Annotated in this window: 19 protein-coding genes; 2 read left to right on the top strand and 17 right to left on the bottom strand. The window is 65.2% G+C overall.

Features of this window, described 5'->3' with window-relative positions:
* Positions 1-55: 55 nt before the first annotated feature.
* On the bottom strand, positions 56-694 hold the full coding sequence (locus tag AC3B6A_RS09520; protein WP_488402275.1) for a TetR/AcrR family transcriptional regulator: 639 nt from the start codon (positions 692-694) through the stop codon (positions 56-58).
* A gap of 84 nt (positions 695-778) precedes the next feature.
* Here AC3B6A_RS09520 and AC3B6A_RS09515 point away from each other — a divergent pair, with 84 nt between their 5' ends.
* Positions 779-1,912: an aminotransferase class V-fold PLP-dependent enzyme gene (locus AC3B6A_RS09515; RefSeq protein ID WP_488402273.1), complete on the top strand. Its 1,134-nt coding sequence runs from the start codon at positions 779-781 to the stop codon at positions 1,910-1,912.
* A gap of 254 nt (positions 1,913-2,166) precedes the next feature.
* Here AC3B6A_RS09515 and AC3B6A_RS09510 read toward each other — a convergent pair whose 3' ends face one another.
* The 13 genes from AC3B6A_RS09510 to AC3B6A_RS09450 form a co-directional block, all read right to left on the bottom strand.
* On the bottom strand, positions 2,167-2,943 hold the full coding sequence (locus tag AC3B6A_RS09510) for a TatD family hydrolase (protein WP_488402272.1): 777 nt from the start codon (positions 2,941-2,943) through the stop codon (positions 2,167-2,169).
* Positions 2,944-3,017: 74 nt separating this feature from the next.
* Positions 3,018-3,374: a PilZ domain-containing protein gene (locus AC3B6A_RS09505; protein ID WP_009621447.1), complete on the bottom strand. Its 357-nt coding sequence runs from the start codon at positions 3,372-3,374 to the stop codon at positions 3,018-3,020.
* 35 nt (positions 3,375-3,409) lie between these two features.
* Positions 3,410-4,396: a DNA polymerase III subunit delta' gene (locus tag AC3B6A_RS09500; protein ID WP_488402270.1), complete on the bottom strand. Its 987-nt coding sequence runs from the start codon at positions 4,394-4,396 to the stop codon at positions 3,410-3,412.
* Positions 4,389-5,021, bottom strand: a complete 633-nt coding sequence (gene tmk / locus AC3B6A_RS09495; RefSeq protein ID WP_488402269.1) for a dTMP kinase — start codon at positions 5,019-5,021, stop codon at positions 4,389-4,391. The genes AC3B6A_RS09500 and tmk overlap by 8 nt, the downstream gene beginning before the upstream one ends.
* Positions 5,022-5,091: 70 nt before the next feature.
* Positions 5,092-6,168 (bottom strand): endolytic transglycosylase MltG, encoded by a 1,077-nt coding sequence (gene mltG / locus AC3B6A_RS09490; RefSeq protein WP_488403554.1) that lies wholly within the window; start codon positions 6,166-6,168, stop codon positions 5,092-5,094.
* A 6-nt stretch (positions 6,169-6,174) separates the two neighbouring features.
* Positions 6,175-6,990 carry an aminodeoxychorismate lyase gene (pabC, locus tag AC3B6A_RS09485; protein ID WP_488402268.1) on the bottom strand — a complete coding sequence of 272 codons (816 nt, stop codon included), beginning with the start codon at positions 6,988-6,990 and terminating at the stop codon, positions 6,175-6,177.
* Positions 6,990-8,234 (bottom strand): beta-ketoacyl-ACP synthase II, encoded by a 1,245-nt coding sequence (gene fabF / locus AC3B6A_RS09480; protein ID WP_488402266.1) that lies wholly within the window; start codon positions 8,232-8,234, stop codon positions 6,990-6,992. Before fabF ends, pabC begins: the two co-directional genes overlap by 1 nt.
* A 111-nt stretch (positions 8,235-8,345) precedes the next feature.
* Positions 8,346-8,582 carry an acyl carrier protein gene (gene acpP, locus AC3B6A_RS09475; RefSeq protein ID WP_015477931.1) on the bottom strand — a complete coding sequence of 79 codons (237 nt, stop codon included), beginning with the start codon at positions 8,580-8,582 and terminating at the stop codon, positions 8,346-8,348.
* 191 nt (positions 8,583-8,773) lie between these two features.
* Entirely contained in the window at positions 8,774-9,517 is a 744-nt protein-coding gene (fabG, locus tag AC3B6A_RS09470) for a 3-oxoacyl-ACP reductase FabG (protein WP_488402264.1), read from the bottom strand.
* A 13-nt stretch (positions 9,518-9,530) separates the two neighbouring features.
* Positions 9,531-10,469: an ACP S-malonyltransferase gene (fabD, locus tag AC3B6A_RS09465; RefSeq protein ID WP_488402263.1), complete on the bottom strand. Its 939-nt coding sequence runs from the start codon at positions 10,467-10,469 to the stop codon at positions 9,531-9,533.
* A gap of 104 nt (positions 10,470-10,573) precedes the next feature.
* The gene (gene plsX, locus AC3B6A_RS09460; protein ID WP_488402262.1) at positions 10,574-11,581 is read right to left on the bottom strand and encodes a phosphate acyltransferase PlsX; all 1,008 of its coding nucleotides are present in this window, start codon (positions 11,579-11,581) and stop codon (positions 10,574-10,576) included.
* A 3-nt stretch (positions 11,582-11,584) separates the two neighbouring features.
* Positions 11,585-11,767 carry a 50S ribosomal protein L32 gene (gene rpmF, locus AC3B6A_RS09455; protein ID WP_009621425.1) on the bottom strand — a complete coding sequence of 61 codons (183 nt, stop codon included), beginning with the start codon at positions 11,765-11,767 and terminating at the stop codon, positions 11,585-11,587.
* 13 nt (positions 11,768-11,780) lie between these two features.
* A complete protein-coding gene (locus tag AC3B6A_RS09450; RefSeq protein WP_488402260.1) occupies positions 11,781-12,311 on the bottom strand; it encodes a YceD family protein in 531 nt (176 codons plus the stop codon).
* 112 nt (positions 12,312-12,423) lie between these two features.
* Between AC3B6A_RS09450 and AC3B6A_RS09445 the strand changes: the two genes are divergently transcribed.
* Complete coding sequence (locus AC3B6A_RS09445; protein ID WP_488402259.1) at positions 12,424-13,002, top strand: Maf family protein; 579 nt, start codon at positions 12,424-12,426, stop codon at positions 13,000-13,002.
* Positions 13,003-13,066: 64 nt separating this feature from the next.
* Here the strand turns inward: AC3B6A_RS09445 and sppA are convergent, their stop codons facing one another.
* The 3 genes from sppA to rluC are packed head-to-tail and all read right to left on the bottom strand — an operon-like array spanning position 13,067 to position 15,681.
* On the bottom strand, positions 13,067-14,047 hold the full coding sequence (gene sppA / locus AC3B6A_RS09440) for a signal peptide peptidase SppA (protein ID WP_488402258.1): 981 nt from the start codon (positions 14,045-14,047) through the stop codon (positions 13,067-13,069).
* Entirely contained in the window at positions 14,037-14,732 is a 696-nt protein-coding gene (locus tag AC3B6A_RS09435) for an HAD-IA family hydrolase (RefSeq protein WP_488402257.1), read from the bottom strand. Before AC3B6A_RS09435 ends, sppA begins: the two co-directional genes overlap by 11 nt.
* Complete coding sequence (gene rluC, locus AC3B6A_RS09430; protein WP_488402255.1) at positions 14,725-15,681, bottom strand: 23S rRNA pseudouridine(955/2504/2580) synthase RluC; 957 nt, start codon at positions 15,679-15,681, stop codon at positions 14,725-14,727. Before rluC ends, AC3B6A_RS09435 begins: the two co-directional genes overlap by 8 nt.
* Positions 15,682-15,697: the final 16 nt, after the last annotated feature.

The raw sequence follows: 15,697 nt of genomic DNA, 5'->3' as shown, positions 1-15,697 counted from the left end.
CGCCCTCGCCCGCCGCCCTGTCGCACGAGCGACGGTAGGCAGCGCGAATATCGACTCAGGCGGCCGGCGTATCGCCGTCGCGCTTGCGCTTGTTGCCCATGCGCACGCCGATGTCCATGAGGAACTGGAAGAAGCCCTCCTGGTCCTCCAGCACTTCGCGCCAGAACGGCGAGTGGTACAGCGCCACGGCGCCATGCACCAGCGCCCAGGCCGCGCAGTAGTGGAAGTAAGGCGGCACGTCTTCCAGCTTGCCGGCGGCGATGCGCTCCTTGATCAGCTGGCTCAGGCGCTCGAAGTTGGACTCGCGGATCTTGTGCAGCTCCTCGACCATCTCCGGGACCTGGCTGGTCTTCACCACCTTCTCTTCCAGGCGGTCGAACAGGCGGTAGCGCTGCGGATCGCGCATGCGGAACTCGAAGTAGGCGCGCGACAGGCGCTCCTTGTCCCGCGCCACGTCTTCGGAATGGAACAGCGCCGCCAGGTCGCGCTCGTAGTCCAGCATCAGGCGCAGGTAGATCTCGGCCTTGGACTTGAAGTGCTTGTAGATGGTGCCTTTGCCGATGCCCACGGCATCGGCGATCATTTCGACCGTGACACTGTCTTCGCCCTGCTCCAGGAACAGCTTGAGGGCGGTGTCGAGGATTTCCTGTTCGCGACGACGGAATTCGCGAACCTTGCGCGGCTCTTTCTGCATAAAAAGACTGTTCGGTCAAAAATAGTCAAAATTCGAAGCCGGGTATTATGCCTATTCAGCGCCAAATTGCACGGATCATCCGACATGATTAGCTTCTCCCACGAATTCCCCCAACAGACCGGCCTGCGCTACCTGAACCACGCCGCCGTGGCGCCTTGGCCGAAGCGCTCGGCAGACGCCGTGGCCGCCTTCGCCCAGGAGAACATCCTGCTCGGCGCCCGCGACTACCCGCAGTGGCTGACCATCGAGAAGCGCCTGCGCGAGCGCCTGACCCGCCTGCTCAACGCCCGGACCAGCGGCGATATCGCCCTGGTGAAGAACACCTCGGAGGCGCTGTCGTTCGTCGCCTTCGGCCTGGACTGGCGGGCGGGCGACCAGGTGGTGATCAGCGACCAGGAATTCCCCTCCAACCGGGTCGTCTGGGAAGCGCTCAAGCCCAAGGGCGTCGAGGTCATCCAGGTCAGCCTCGACGGCAGCGATCCCGAGGGCGACCTGCTCGCCGCCTGCGGCCCGCGCACGCGCCTGCTGTCGATCAGCGCCGTGCAGTACGCCAGCGGGCTGCGCATGGACCTGGAGCGCCTCGGCGCGGGCTGCCGCCAGCGCGGCGTGCTGTTCTGCATCGACGCCATCCAGCAGCTCGGCGCCCTGCCCTTCGACGTCCAGCTCTACGACTGCGCCTTCGCCATGGCCGACGGCCACAAGTGGATGCTCGGCCCGGAAGGCCTGGGGGTGTTCTATTGCCGCGCCGCCGAACGGCAACAACTGGCGCTGCAGGAGTACGGCTGGCACATGCTGGAAAACGCCGGCAACTACGACCAGGCCGACTGGCAGCCGGCGCATAGCGCGCGGCGCTTCGAGTGCGGCAGCCCGAACATGCTCGGCGCGGTGGCGCTGGACGCCAGCCTGAGCCTGCTGGAGGAAGTCGGCATGGCGAAGGTGGGCGCCCTGGTTCAGGCGCGCGTGCAGCAGTTGCAGGACGGACTGGCGCGGATTCCCGGCGCGGCCCTGCACAGCCCGCTGAATCCGGCGCGGCGCGCGGGCATCCTGACCTTCAACCTGGCCGGCTGGGACAACGCCCGGTTACTGGAGCGCCTGCGCGCAGAACAGGTGGTGTGCATCCAGCGCGGCGCCGGCATCCGCTTCTCGCCGCACTTCTACACACCGGAGAAGGTGATCGAAGACACCCTGGCATTGATCGCCGATCTGGCGCGGGAATGAGTCCGGGTGCTCAACCCGCCGTGATGTATTCCAAATCCGTTTAAAAAATACCCGGCCCCCTGTGGCAGCCGCGTCATCTTGACCAATACTTGTAGATACCGGTGCGCGGCATCTCCCCCCAAGTGTCCCGCCGGTGAAGGTACCGAGGATCGCGTACCTTATTGTTACACTCCTAATGGTCTTGACCCGGATTCATCCCCCAGAACCCGGGTTTTTTTTGCGCGCGATTTTTGTAGTCGGAGCCGCGCCGGCCATCAGGCGGCCAGCGGGAACAGCCGATGGAAGTTGGCGGTGGTCTGTTCGGCCAGGGTCTCGAAGCTCACGCCGCGCAGCACGGCCAGGTACTCGGCCACCTCGCGCACGTATTCCGGCAGGTTCGGCTTGCCGCGGTACGGCACCGGCGCCAGGTAGGGCGAATCGGTTTCCACCAGCAGGCGGTCGGCCGGCACCTGGCGCGCCACCTCGCGCAACTGCTCGGCATTGCGGAAGGTGACGATGCCCGACAGCGAGATGTAGAAGCCGATATCCAGCGCCGCCCTGGCCATCTCCCAGTCCTCGGTGAAGCAGTGCAGCACGCCGGCCTGCGGCAGCGCGGCCTCGCGCAGCAGCGCCAGGGTATCGGCGCGCGCCTCGCGGGTATGCACGATGACCGGCTTGCCGGTGACCTTCGCCGCCTCCAGGTGCAGGCGGAAGGCTTCCTGCTGCCGCTCGGCGGCCTCGGGCTCGTAGTGGTAGTCCAGGCCGGTCTCGCCGATGGCGACCACGCGCGGGTGATTCAGCTCGCCCAGCAGCCAGTCCAGCGCCGGCGCGCCGCCCGGCTCCAGGTCCAGCGGATGGACGCCCACCGAGCAGTGCACGTCGGCATAGCGCTCGGCCAGGTCCTTGACCGCCTTGGCATTGTCGGCGCTGACGCCGATGCACAGGAACTGGCTCACACCGCGCGCACGGGCAGCCTCCAGTGCGGCATCCAGCGAACCGCCGTGGGCAGCGAGATCGAGGCGATCGAGGTGGCAGTGGGAATCGACCAGCATGAAAGCATTCTCCGGAAAATGACGAAGCGCCCATTCGGGCGCTTCGCGTGTGCAGCCTGTAAAGCCCGCCAATTCTACATGGTATGGGTCGGGCGATCCGATTTCAGCGCGCCGGCGAGGTAGGTCTCGATCTTGTTGCGCGCGGTGTTGTCGCCATCGTTGAACTGCACGCCGATGCCGGCGGCGCGGTTGCCCTGGGCGCCCTTGGGGGTGATCCAGACCACCTTGCCGGCCACCGGGATCTTCTCCGGCTCGTCCATCAGGTTGAGCAGCATGAAGACCTCGTCGCCCAGCTTGTAGGTCTTGTTGGTCGGAATGAACAACCCACCGTTGCGAATGAACGGCATGTAGGCGGCATACAGCACGGACTTGTCCTTGATGGTCAGGGACAGGATTCCGTTACGCGGACCCAGATTCGGTGGCAAGCTCATTCAGCTGTCCTGGCAGTTGTATCCATGGGCGGATTCTAGCCCGGCCCGGGAAGGCTTGCCCACTGCACGAGCAAGGCTTCGAGAAGCAAGGCACGGTTGAGATTGGCTTTGTTCAGGACTTTCTGCCGCTGCGCGAGCAGCCAGTCCTGGATCGCCAGCACCTTGCCCTGCGCCGATTTCTCGGCGAGGTACTGTACCACCTTGCGCATATCGGCCAGCCCGAGGCCGGCTTCGTCGCGCGCCAGCTGGTAGCGCAGGGTCAGCAATGCCCAGTCGCAGAACCAGTCGAACAGCAGCGGCAAGGGCAGCGAATTCCAGCTCTCCGCCAGCTGGCTGGGGGCGACCTGCTGCTTGAGCAGCTTCTTCACCCCCTCCACCACCAGCGCGCGCTGCTCGCGAACGCCCTGCCCATGCAGGCGCAGCGCGGTGAGGGGCGAACCGCCGGCCAGCACCAGCAACTCGTCCAGTCCTTCCGTCGACTCCTCCGGCAGCGCGCCGGCCAGCCAGGCGCGGCTCTGCTCCGCGCTCGGCTGCGGGCAGGCCTGCTGCACGCAGCGGCTCTTGATGGTCGGCAGCAGGCGGCTGGGCTGGTGGCTGATCAGCAGCAGCACCGTGTCGCCGGACGGCTCCTCCAGGCTTTTCAGCAGCGCGTTGGCGGCGTTCAGGTTCATCGCTTCGGCGGGCTCCAGCAGCACCACCTTGCGTCCGCCCAACTGGGCGGTCTGCACCACGAAGTCCACCAGTTCGCGCACCTGGTCGACGCGGATCGGCTTCTCCGACTCCTCCGGCTCCAGCAGGAAGCAGTCCGGGTGGGTGCCGGCGGCGAGCAGCTGGCAGGCCTTGCACTGGCCGCAGGCCTTGCCGCCCGTCGGTTTCTGGCAGAGCAGCAGGTGCAGCAGGTTCTCGGCCAGCACGCGCTTGCCGATACCGGCCGGGCCGTGCAGCAGGTAGGCGTGGGCATGCCGCTCGCGCCCGCTCAGTTGCTGCCAGAGACCCTGCTGCCAGGGATAGATGTCAGCCATGCAGGCGCTCCAGCAGGGTCGGCAACAGTTCGTCCAGCTTGCGCTGCACCTCGGCCAGCGGCTGGGCGGCATCGACGATGCGGTAACGCGCAGGCTCCGCGCGGGCGCGCGCCAGATAGGTGCTGCGCACCGCCTCGAAGAAGGCACGGCCTTCCTGCTCGAATCGGTCCAGGCGGCCACGGGCGGCGGCGCGGGACAGGCCGATCTCCACCGGCAGGTCGAAGACCAGGGTCAGGTCCGGGCGCAGGTCGCCCTGGACGAAGCTTTCCAGCTGCGCGATACGCTCCACCGGCAGGCCGCGGCCGCCGCCCTGGTAGGCGTAGGTGGCGTCGGTGAAACGGTCGCACAGCACCACGGCGCCGCGCGCCAGGGCCGGGCGGATCACCTCGGCGATGTGCTGGGCGCGGGCGGCGAAGACCAGCAGCAGTTCGGTGTCCACCGCCATCCGTTCAGCGCTGGGCGCCAGCAGCAGCTCGCGGATGCGCTCGGCCAGCGGGGTGCCGCCGGGCTCGCGGGTCAGCTGGACTTCGACGCCGCGCTCGCGCAGGCGCTCGGCCAGGTACTCGCGGTTGGTGCTCTTGCCCGCGCCTTCGGGGCCTTCCAGGGTGATGAACAGGCCGGTCACTCGGCTCTCCTTAACTTTGTCGGGCCTTAACTTTGTCGGGCCTTGAACTTGTCGGGCCTTGGCTGCCGGACTACTGCGCCGCCGGGGCGTCGCCGGCAGGCGCATTCGGCGCGGACAGCGGCGCCGGACTGGAACGGTAGTCGGCGCGGCGCTTGAGCTGGAACTCCTGGACCGCCTTGTTGTGATCGTCGAGGTTGTCGGAAAAGGCATGGCTGCCATCGCCGCGCGCGACGAAATACAGGCTCTGTCCGGGCACCGGATTGAGCGCCGCGTGGATCGCCTCGCGCCCCGGCAGGGCGATGGGCGTCGGCGGCAGGCCGGCGATCACGTAGGTGTTGTAGGGGGTCACCTCGCGCAGGTCGGCGCGGGTGATCCTGCCGCTGTAGCGTTCGCCCATGCCGTAGATGACGGTCGGGTCGGTCTGCAGCAGCATGTTCTTCTGCAGGCGGCGCACGAAGACCCCGGCGATCTGCCCGCGCTCCTGCGGTACGCCGGTTTCCTTCTCCACCAGCGAGGCCATGATCAGCGCCTGGTAGGCATCCTTGTAGGGCAGCTTCGGGTCACGCTTGTCCCACTCTTCGGCGAGGATGTTGTCCATGCGCTGGTAGGCCTGCTTCAGCAGGTCGACGTCCCGGGTGCCGCGGACGAAACGGTAGGTGTCCGGGAAGAACCGCCCCTCGGGAAAAACGCCCGGCTTGCCCAGCCTGGCCATCGCCTCGGCATCGCTGAGGCCGGCCAGGCTCTGGCCGAGCTTGGGCTGGCGGGCGAGCAGGTCGCGCACCTGGTGGAAGGTCCAGCCTTCGACCAGGGTCAGGTCGTACTGCACCACGTCGCCGTCGCGCCACAGCTCGAGCAGCTCGGCGGCGGTCATGCCGGGCTTGAGGCGGTATTCGCCGCTGTGCAGGGCCTCGCCGGACAGATTGAAGCGCCAGTACAGGCGCAGCCAGAACGCGCCATGCAGCACGTCCTCGTCCTGCAGCCGGGTCAGCAGCCCGCCCGGCGTCGCTCCGGAAGGCGCATCGAGCAGGCGCTCCTCGGTGAGCTGGAGCGGCTGTTGCAGCGCGCGGTGCTGCTCCCAGGCCGCCAGGCCCAGCACGAGCCCGACCAGCAGCAGGCCGCCTTCCAGCAGCACCAGCAATTTGCGCATCACGTGTCAGGAATCCAGAAGTTCGCGAAGTTGGTCTTGCAGTTTACGGGTCAGCGGCCCGACCGGCCAAGCACGGCCGGCGGCGCCGCGTACCGGCCAGATACCGTAGAGGCTGTTGCAGAGAAAGACCTCGTCGACCTGCGCCAGTTCGGCGAAGTCGATGTCCCGCACGATGACCGGTAGCCCGAGCCCGGCAGCGCGCTCGATCACCTCGGCGCGCATCACGCCGGCGACACCGCAGCGGCTGAGGTCGGCGGTGATCAGTTCACCGCCCCGGACCAGGAACAGGTTGCTGAACACGCCTTCGATGATCCGGCCGGACATATCGCGCATCAGACCTTCGGCAAAGGCCGGATCGTCCCACTCGGCACGGGCCAGCACCTGCTCCAGGCGATTGAGGTGCTTGAGACCGGCCAGCAGCGGTTGCTCGGCCAGGCGAGTGGCACAGGGGAAGAGCCGCACGCCCTCCTCCCGGTGCTGCGCCGGATAGGCCGGCGCCGGCGAGCCGAGCAACAGGCGGCGCACCTCGGCGTTCGCCTGTGGCGCATAGCCGCGCGCGCCTTCGCCACGGGTCAGCATCAGCTTGGCGACGCCGTCGCCCAGGGCCGTACAGAAGCGCAGCATCTCATCTTCGACCCGCTCCAGCGAGACCGGCAGGGACAGGCGCTGCACGCCCTCCTCCAGCCTCGCCAGGTGGCGTGCCAGCAGGCGCGGACGGCCCGCCGACACGCGGATGGTTTCGAACAGGCCGTCGCCGTAGGCCAGTCCGCGATCTCTCACGGACAGCGCCTCGGCGCAGCGGCCGTCGACCCAGCTCAGCATCAGCCGTGGAACCGGCGGAACACCAGGGAGCCGTTGGTGCCACCGAAACCGAAGGAGTTCGACAGCGCGACCTCGACCGGACGCTCCTTGGGATGGTGGGCGACCAGGTCCAGGTCGCAGCCTTCGTCGGGGTTGTCCAGGTTGATGGTCGGCGGAGCGATCTGATCGCGCATCGACAGCACGCAGAAGATCGCCTCCACCGCGCCGGCGGCGCCCAGCAGGTGGCCGGTCATGGACTTGGTGGAGCTCATCGACAGCTTGTAGGCGTGGTCGCCGAAGATCGACTTCACCGCGGCGATTTCCGCGATGTCGCCGGCCGGCGTGGAAGTACCGTGGGCATTGATGTAGTCGACCTGCTCCGGGTTCACGCCGGCATCGCGCAGCGCCGCCTTCATGCAGCGCGCGGCGCCCGCGCCATCCTGCGGCGGCGAGGTCATGTGGTACGCGTCGCCGCTCATGCCGAAACCGACCAGCTCGGCGTAGATCCGCGCGCCGCGGGCCTTGGCGTGCTCCAGTTCTTCCAGCACCAGGGCACCGGCGCCGTCGGAGAGCACGAAGCCATCGCGGTCCTTGTCCCACGGACGGCTGGCCTTGGCCGGCTCGTCGTTGCGGGTGGACAGCGCGCGGGCAGCGCCGAAGCCACCCAGGCCGAGACCGCAGGCGGCCATCTCGGCACCGCCGGCGACCATCACGTCAGCCTCGCCATAGGCGATATTGCGCGCGGCCATGCCGATGTTGTGGGTGCCGGTGGTGCAGGCGGTGGTGATGGCGTAGTTGGGGCCCTGCAGACCGAGGTTGATCGACAGGAACCCGGAAACCATGTTGATGACCGAGCCGGGCACGAAGAACGGCGAAATGCGCCGCGGGCCCTGCTCGAACAGCGAACGGCAGGTGTTCTCGATATTGGTCAGACCGCCAATGCCCGAGCCGATGGCGACGCCGATGCGCTCGCGGTTGGCGTCGGTGACTTCCAGGCCGGAATCGCGAACCGCCTGGTAACTGGCGGCCAGGCCGTACTGGATGAACAGGTCGAGTTTGCGAGCTTCCTTGGCGGACATGTACTGCTCGACGTCGAACCCCTTCACCGAGCCGCCGAAGCGGGTGGAAAAGGCGGACAGGTCCATGTGTTCGATCGGGGCGATACCACTGCGCCCGGCGAGAATGCCTTCCCAACTGCTCGGCACATCCACACCCAGGGGCGACAGCATGCCCATGCCGGTGATGACTACGCGTCTACGCGACACTGTGACTTCCTCTCTAGCGGTTCACCGCCGGCACCGTGCCGGCGTTAAAGAAAAGCCGCACGCCTTTGCAGGCCGTGCGGCTTCTTTCGTCGGGGAACCGACGACTACGTCTTATGCCTGGTGGGCAACGATGTAGTCGATGGCTTCCTGAACGGTGGTGATCTTTTCGGCTTGCTCGTCGGGGATTTCGGTCTCGAATTCCTCTTCCAGAGCCATCACCAGCTCAACGGTGTCAAGGGAGTCGGCGCCCAGGTCTTCAACGAAGGAAGCGCTGTTGGTGACTTCTTCTTCCTTAACGCCGAGTTGCTCAGCAACGATCTTCTTGACGCGTTCTTCGATGGTGCTCATACCTTGTTTTCACTCCTATGGAAAATCCGTACAGCTGGGCTGCGGGTAAGTGTATAGAAAGGGTTTTCTGCATTTCAAGCTGAACGCTGACGCCCCTTCGCGGCTACCCGAATGCTCTGTCTACTCCCAGTTGCAGTGCTGTGGGAATTTTAGACAGCGCATATGACATCGCCACGAAGGAACACGTCACATCAACTCATGTACATTCCGCCATTCACCGGCACCGTGGCACCCGTTACATAAGCTGCGCCCTCGGAAGCGAGGAATGCTACCACTTTGGCGATCTCTTCGGCTTGCCCCAGTCGACCCAGCGGAATCTGACCGAGCAGCGCCTCACGCTGCGCTTCGGGCAGCTCACGTGTCATGTCGGTGTCGATGAAGCCCGGCGCAACCGCGTTGACAGTGATAGCACGGGAACCGACTTCGCGCGCCAGGGCGCGGGTGAAGCCTTCCAGACCGGCCTTGGCGGCAGCGTAGTTGGTCTGCCCGGCATTGCCCATGGCGCCGACCACCGAGCCGATGTTGATGATGCGGCCCCAGCGTGCCTTGGTCATGCCGCGCAGCACGGCTTTCGACAGACGGTAGAGGCTGTTGAGGTTGGTGTTGACCACATCGAACCACTCGTCGTCTTTCATGCGCATCAGCAGGTTATCGCGGGTGATGCCTGCGTTATTGACGACGATCAGCGGCGCGCCGGCGTCTTTCTGGATGGCCTCGAGGGTGCTGGCCACGGACTCGTCATTGGACACGTCGAGCACCATGCCCACGCCCTCGATGCCGTTGGCCTTGAGGTATTCGGAAATCTTCTGTGCACCGGACTCGCTGGTGGCGGTGCCGATCACTTTGGCACCCATGCGGCCCAGTTCCAGGGCGATGGCCTGGCCGATACCGCGGCTCGCGCCGGTAACCAGTGCAACCTTACCTTGCAGACTCATGCTTTATCTCCTGTTAAGCCAGCGCCGCGCGTGCCGCCCCGAAGGCGTCCGCGGAGTCCAGATTGTGGGTGGTCACGCCCTTGGCGCAACGCTTGTTCAAACCTGCCAGCACCTTGCCCGGGCCGCACTCGACCAGGTCGGTGATGCCTTTCTCGGCCAGCAACTGCACGCTCTCCACCCAGCGCACCGGGCTGTACAGCTGCGCCAACAGGTCGCGCTTGAGCGCGGCCAGATCAGCCGGAACCTGGGCGGTGACGTTCTGCACCAGGGCAATCTGCGGCATCTGCCACTGGATGGCTTCGACGGCCTCGGCGAAACGCTCGGCAGCCGGACGCATCAGCTCGCAGTGCGACGGCACGCTGACCGGCAGCGCCACAGCGCGCTTGGCGCCACGCGCCTTGCAACCCTCGATGGCGCGCTCGACGGCCTTGGCCGCGCCGGCGATCACCACCTGGCCCGGTGCGTTGAAGTTCACGGCGCTGACCACTTCGCCCTGGGCCGCTTCGGCGCAGGCCGCCAGCACATCAGCGTCTTCCAGGCCGAGAATGGCCGCCATGCCGCCGGTACCGGCCGGAACGGCCTCCTGCATCAGCTGACCGCGGCGCTCCACCAGCTTCACCGCATCGGCGAAGGCCAGGCTGCCGGCAGCGACCAGCGCGGAATATTCGCCCAGGCTATGGCCGGCAACGTAGGCCGGCTGCGCGCCACCTTCGGCTTGCCACAGGCGCCACAGCGCAATGGAAGCGGCCAGGATCGCGGGCTGGGTCTTGTCGGTCTGGTTCAGGCGCTCTTCCGGCCCCTCCTGCACCAGAGCCCAGAGGTCATAACCCAGAGCGGCGGAAGCTTCGGCAAAGGTATCGCGCACGATGGCGTGCTGGGCGCCCAGCTCGGCGAGCATGCCGAGGGACTGCGAACCTTGACCGGGGAATACGAAGGCGAGGGATGCGGACATTGCAACAGGTCCCTTTTGTCTGATTCATCAAATGGATAACGCCGGCACAAGGCTGGCGTATCGAACTGACAGTTGGATGACGGCCTGACGGCCGCGGTCACACATTAGAGCAGATGTTCCAGGCGGCCATGCAGCCGCTGGGGCAGATTCTCGCGAACTTCCAGCAGCGCTCGACGCAATGCACTCTGGATTCCCTCCTCCTTCGCGCTGCCGTGGCTTTTCACCACGATCCCCTGCAAACCCAGGAAACTCGCGCCATTGTGTTGCGATGGCGTGAGATCGCCGCGCAGACGACGGAGAAACGGCATCGCCATCAGCCCCACCGCCTTGGCGGCCAGGCTGGAGTTGAACAACTCCTCCAGGCGCGACGCGACCATGGCCGCCAGACCCTCGCTGGACTTGAGCAGGATATTGCCGACGAAGCCGTCACACACCACTACATCCGCCAGCCCACGGTACAAGCCGTCACCTTCGATGTAGCCGATGTAGTTCACGCCCCGGGCCTGCTGCAGCAGACTGGCCGCCAGCTTCACCTGCTGGTTGCCCTTGATGTCCTCGGTACCGACATTCAGCAGCGCCACCCTGGGGTTCTGCTTGCCCAGCGTCTCGGCCGCCACGGCGCCCATGATGGCGAACTGGTACAGATGCTCGGCACTGCAATCGACATTGGCACCCAGGTCGAGCAGATGGCAGTGGCCGGTCTGCGTCGGCACGGCGGTGACCATTGCCGGCCGATCGATGCCGGGCAGCGTCTTCAACAGATAACGGGACAGCGCCATCAACGCACCGGTATTGCCGGCGCTGACGCAGGCATGGGCCTTGCCATCCCGAACCAGTTCGAGGGCAACACGCATGGAGGAATCGGGCTTGCCGCGCAACGCCTGGGACGGACGCTCGTCCATCGTGACGATTTCGCTGGCATGGTGAACATGAAGACGCTGGCGCTCGACCGCCGAGAGGTCGCGCAGGTGTTCTTCGATCAGGGAAGCCTGGCCGACGAGGACCAGTTGGAGAGAGGCATACTCGGCCAGAAAGGAAATGCAGGCCGGAACAATGCAGTGGGGACCGTAGTCCCCACCCATTGCATCAATCGCGATGATTGGTGCGGACAAGGATTACTCGTCGGAGCCCTTGTCTACGACCTTGCGGCCGCGATAGAAACCGTCCGGGGAGACGTGGTGGCGCAGGTGAACTTCACCGGTGCTCTTTTCCACGGACAGAGCGTTCGCGTCCAGGGCATCGTGGGAACGACGCATGTCACGAGCGGAACGGGATTTTTTGTTCTGCTGAACAGCCATGATTGATTAACTCCTAAACGTTTGGGTCACGCTTCAACTGCGCCAGTACGCTGAACGGGTTGGGTCGCTCTTCCTCGTTCTCGCTCGGATCGGGCGCTGTTGCATATCCCACCGGCTGCTGGCATTCCTCAGGGTCATGGACCGGCACGATGGGCAAGGCGAGCAGCAGCTCGTCCTCGACCAGCGAGGTCAGGTCGAGGGGGTCTTCCCCCACTTCCAACGCATCGTAGCCACTGGGCAGATCATCGATCGGCTTGCCTTCCGGGATGATGACGTAATCGTACTCACCACCCACATGGAATTTGGCCGGCTCGAGACAGCGCTGGCATACCATGCTCACCTCGGCGTCGAGTTCGACGTGCATGACCGCCAGCTTCTGCTCGTCACGGAAGAAGGAAAACTTCGCGTGAACATTGCCATCACTGCTGGTCAGTTGCTCGTTGAGACGTGGCATCCTGGCGATCGGCAGCTCACCTTCGAGGGTGGCGGCGCGCTCAACCAGTTTGCGCGGATCAACGTGAGGTGGTATCGGTCCATTCAACATAAGCGCGCCATTATAGGGATGCCCCCGAAGCTGTCAAAGGAATTTAGCCATAAACCGCTGTATGGACAGCCCTTTTCGCTAGAATCGCCGCGACGCTCCAAAGGAATCCCTCATGCTCCCCCTGATCCTTGCTTCCAGCTCACCCTACCGCCGCGAATTGTTGCAGCGCCTGCGCCTGCCGTTCGAATGCGCAAGTCCCGACATCGATGAAACCCCGCTCCCCGGCGAAAACGCAGAGCGACTGGTGCAACGTCTGGCGGAGAGTAAAACGCGCGCCCTGAGCCAGCGCTATCCCGGCCACCTGATCATCGGCTCGGACCAGGCCGCGGTGAACGGCACCCAGATCCTCGGCAAACCCCACACCCTGGAACGCGCCGCCGAGCAGCTGAACGCCGCCAGCGGCGCCAGCGTCAGCTTCCTAACCGGACTCTGCCTGCTGAACAGCCGCAGCGGCCGCAGCCAGGTCGACTGCGTGCCATTCACCGTGCATTTCCGCGAACTGGACGAAGCGCGCATCCGCCGCTACCTGGAAGCCGAACAGCCCTTCGACTGCGCCGGCAGCTTCAAGGCCGAAGGGCTGGGCATCAGCTTGTTCCGCTCGACCGAAGGCGAAGACGCCACCAGCCTGATCGGCCTGCCGCTGATCCGCCTGGTGGACATGCTGCTGGCCGAGCAGGTGCAAATCCCTTGAAACGGAAAGCCTGAAAACGCAGAAGGCCCGGCAATCACCGGGCCTTCCTATATATAGAAGGAAATCAGCGCAGAGCTGGCCCCTGCCAACCCATCCACAGCGCCAGGCGCTCGGCGACACTGGCACCCAGCTTCTTCGCAAAGCGGTCGAAAGGCGTTTCCTGGACGGTGTAATCCACCACTTCCTTCTCCTTGATGACCTCGCGCGCCACATAGCTGGTGCTGCCCAAGCCATCGACCAGCCCCAGCTGAAGAGCCTGCTCACCGGACCAGATCAGACCGGAGAACAGCTCCGGATGGCCCTTGACCTTCAGGCGGTCGCCACGCCCCTTCTTCACGCTATCGATGAACTGATTGTGCGTGGTGTCCAGCACCTGCTGCCAGAACGCGGTTTCATCTGGCTTCTGCGGCTGAAAGGGATCAAGGAAGGCCTTGTGCTCGCCCGAAGTGTAGATACGGCGATCCACCCCAAGCTTCTCCATGGTGCCGACGAAGCCGAACGTGGCCGCGGTCACGCCGATGGAGCCAACCAGACTGGCCTTGTCCGCATAGATCTCATCGGCGGCGCTGGCGATGTAATAAGCCCCGGAAGCACCGAGATCACTGATTACCGCATAGACCTTGATATCCGGATGCTCACCACGCAGACGCTTGATTTCATCGTAGATATAACCGGACTGCACCGGACTGCCGCCCGGACTGTTGATGCGCAGAACGATGCCCTTGGTGCCGGTATCCTCGAACGCCGAACGCAGCGCGCCGACGACGTTGTCGGCACTGGCCGGCTCATCGTCAGCGATCATGCCCTTCACTTCGATCAGCGCCGTGTGACTCGCACTGCGCGAAGCGGACTTGGACAGACCACCGAACGGACTGAACAACGCCAGGGCAATGAACAGATAAAGGAAGGTCAGCAGCTTGAAGAAGATGCCCCAGCGGCGCGCCCGGCGCTGCTCCTGAACCCCGGATAGCAGCGCTTTCTCCAGCAGCTTCCAACTCTTGTCGTCACCCGCCTTGGGCTCTTCAGCTTTCCATTCATCCGACATCGTTACCTACCTCGAGCACCGGCTTCACCGAGCGCCCGGCCAGCCAGGCGCGCAATTCATTGAAATGCTCCACTTCCAGCGCCGGAGCATACTCCCGCAGAGCCTCCAGCGACTGCGCACCATAGCCCACCGCCACCGAATCCATGCCGGCACGGCGCGCCATTTCCAGATCGAAAGGCGAATCCCCCACCATCAGCGCATCGCGCGCATCCACCCGGCAGTGCCGGAGGATTTCATGCAGCATGCGCGGATCGGGCTTGCTCGCCGATTCGTCGGCCGCACGGGTGATATCGAAGAAATCGGTCCAGCCCTGCCCCGCCAGCACGCGATCCAGACCACGGCGATTCTTGCCAGTGGCCACCGCCAGGCAATAGCCCGCACGGCGGAACTCGACCATCGCCTCGGCAACCCCCGGAAACAACGGCGACGGCCGCACTTCCAGTGCCAGATAGTGCTCACCGTAGTCACGACGGAAGCGCTCCAGCGGCTCACCTTCCTCCACTTCGGGGTAGAGCGTCTGGATAGCCTCGGGCAGGCCGAGCCCGATGATGCCCTTGATCGCCGCGTCGCTGCGCTCCGGCAGGCCGGAGTTGACCGCTGCGACACGCATCGACTCGACGATGCGGCCAATGGAGTCCACCAGCGTGCCATCCCAGTCGAAGATCAGCAGGGAATACTCACGCATCCAGACGCTCCAGGGTCTGCCGCCAGATTTCGTCCACCGGCGCATCCAGCTCCAGCACCGAGCCATCGGGCATCGGCACGCGCAGCTGCGCCGAATGCAGGAACAGGCGCTTGCCGCCAAGCTCGCGAATCTCGCGGGTGAACTCGTCGTCGCCGTACTTGGAGTCGCCGGCAATGGAATGGCCGGCGTGCTTGGCATGCACGCGAATCTGGTGAGTGCGGCCGGTGATCGGGCGCGCCTCCACCAGCGTGGCGAAGTCGCCGAAGCGGCGCAGCACCTTGAACTCGGTCAGCGCCTCCTTGCCCTCGGGGTTCACTTCCACCATGCGCTCGCCGGAGCGCAGATTGTTCTTCAGCAGCGGCACGGCGATCTGCTTCTTCGCCGCCGGCCAGCTGCCGCGCACCAGGGCGTGATAGCGCTTGTCCACCACCCGCTCGCTGCGCAGGGCATCGTGCAGATGGCGCAGCATGCTGCGCTTCTTGGCGATCATCAGCAGGCCGGAAGTATCACGATCGAGGCGATGCACCAGCTCCAGGTCCCTCGCTTCCGGGCGCAACTGACGGAAGGCCTCGATGACCCCGTAACTGAGACCGCTACCGCCGTGCACGGCGATGCCCGCGGGCTTGTTCACCACGATCAGCGCCTTGTCCTCGAAGACGATGGCAGCCTCGAGGCGCTCCAGCAGCCCCTGGGCGAGCGGCACGGGCTCGTCGCGCTCGGCCAGGCGCAGCGGCGGCACGCGCACCACGTCGCCGGCCTGCAGCTTGTACTCGGGCTTGATGCGCCCCTTGTTGACCCGCACCTCACCCTTGCGAAGGATGCGGTAGATCAGGGTCTTGGGCACGCCCTTGAGCTGGGTGCGAAGGAAATTGTCGATACGTTGGCCGGCATACTCCGGCGCGACTTCAAGCAGCTGAACGCCGGAAGTCGGAGAGGCGGGATTTGTCATCCGGACATAATAACAA

Source organism: Pseudomonas sp. B12(2026) (assembly GCF_057767015.1).
The sequence above is the reverse complement of the archived record's forward strand: the minus strand, read 5'-3'. Positions and strand labels throughout refer to the sequence as shown.

Excerpts from the sequence above, each read along its gene's own strand:
- AC3B6A_RS09520 (WP_488402275.1), bottom strand. The coding sequence starts at position 694 with ATGCAGAAAGAGCCGCGCAAGGTTCGCGAATTCCGTCGTCGCGAACAG.
- AC3B6A_RS09515 (WP_488402273.1), top strand. The coding sequence starts at position 779 with ATGATTAGCTTCTCCCACGAATTCCCCCAACAGACCGGCCTGCGCTAC.
- AC3B6A_RS09510 (WP_488402272.1), bottom strand. The coding sequence starts at position 2,943 with ATGCTGGTCGATTCCCACTGCCACCTCGATCGCCTCGATCTCGCTGCC.
- AC3B6A_RS09505 (WP_009621447.1), bottom strand. The coding sequence starts at position 3,374 with ATGAGCTTGCCACCGAATCTGGGTCCGCGTAACGGAATCCTGTCCCTG.
- AC3B6A_RS09500 (WP_488402270.1), bottom strand. The coding sequence starts at position 4,396 with ATGGCTGACATCTATCCCTGGCAGCAGGGTCTCTGGCAGCAACTGAGC.
- mltG (WP_488403554.1), bottom strand. The coding sequence starts at position 6,168 with ATGCGCAAATTGCTGGTGCTGCTGGAAGGCGGCCTGCTGCTGGTCGGG.
- pabC (WP_488402268.1), bottom strand. The coding sequence starts at position 6,990 with ATGCTGAGCTGGGTCGACGGCCGCTGCGCCGAGGCGCTGTCCGTGAGA.
- acpP (WP_015477931.1), bottom strand. The coding sequence starts at position 8,582 with ATGAGCACCATCGAAGAACGCGTCAAGAAGATCGTTGCTGAGCAACTC.
- fabG (WP_488402264.1), bottom strand. The coding sequence starts at position 9,517 with ATGAGTCTGCAAGGTAAGGTTGCACTGGTTACCGGCGCGAGCCGCGGT.
- fabD (WP_488402263.1), bottom strand. The coding sequence starts at position 10,469 with ATGTCCGCATCCCTCGCCTTCGTATTCCCCGGTCAAGGTTCGCAGTCC.
- rpmF (WP_009621425.1), bottom strand. The coding sequence starts at position 11,767 with ATGGCTGTTCAGCAGAACAAAAAATCCCGTTCCGCTCGTGACATGCGT.
- AC3B6A_RS09450 (WP_488402260.1), bottom strand. The coding sequence starts at position 12,311 with ATGTTGAATGGACCGATACCACCTCACGTTGATCCGCGCAAACTGGTT.
- AC3B6A_RS09445 (WP_488402259.1), top strand. The coding sequence starts at position 12,424 with ATGCTCCCCCTGATCCTTGCTTCCAGCTCACCCTACCGCCGCGAATTG.
- sppA (WP_488402258.1), bottom strand. The coding sequence starts at position 14,047 with ATGTCGGATGAATGGAAAGCTGAAGAGCCCAAGGCGGGTGACGACAAG.
- AC3B6A_RS09435 (WP_488402257.1), bottom strand. The coding sequence starts at position 14,732 with ATGCGTGAGTATTCCCTGCTGATCTTCGACTGGGATGGCACGCTGGTG.
- rluC (WP_488402255.1), bottom strand. The coding sequence starts at position 15,681 with ATGACAAATCCCGCCTCTCCGACTTCCGGCGTTCAGCTGCTTGAAGTC.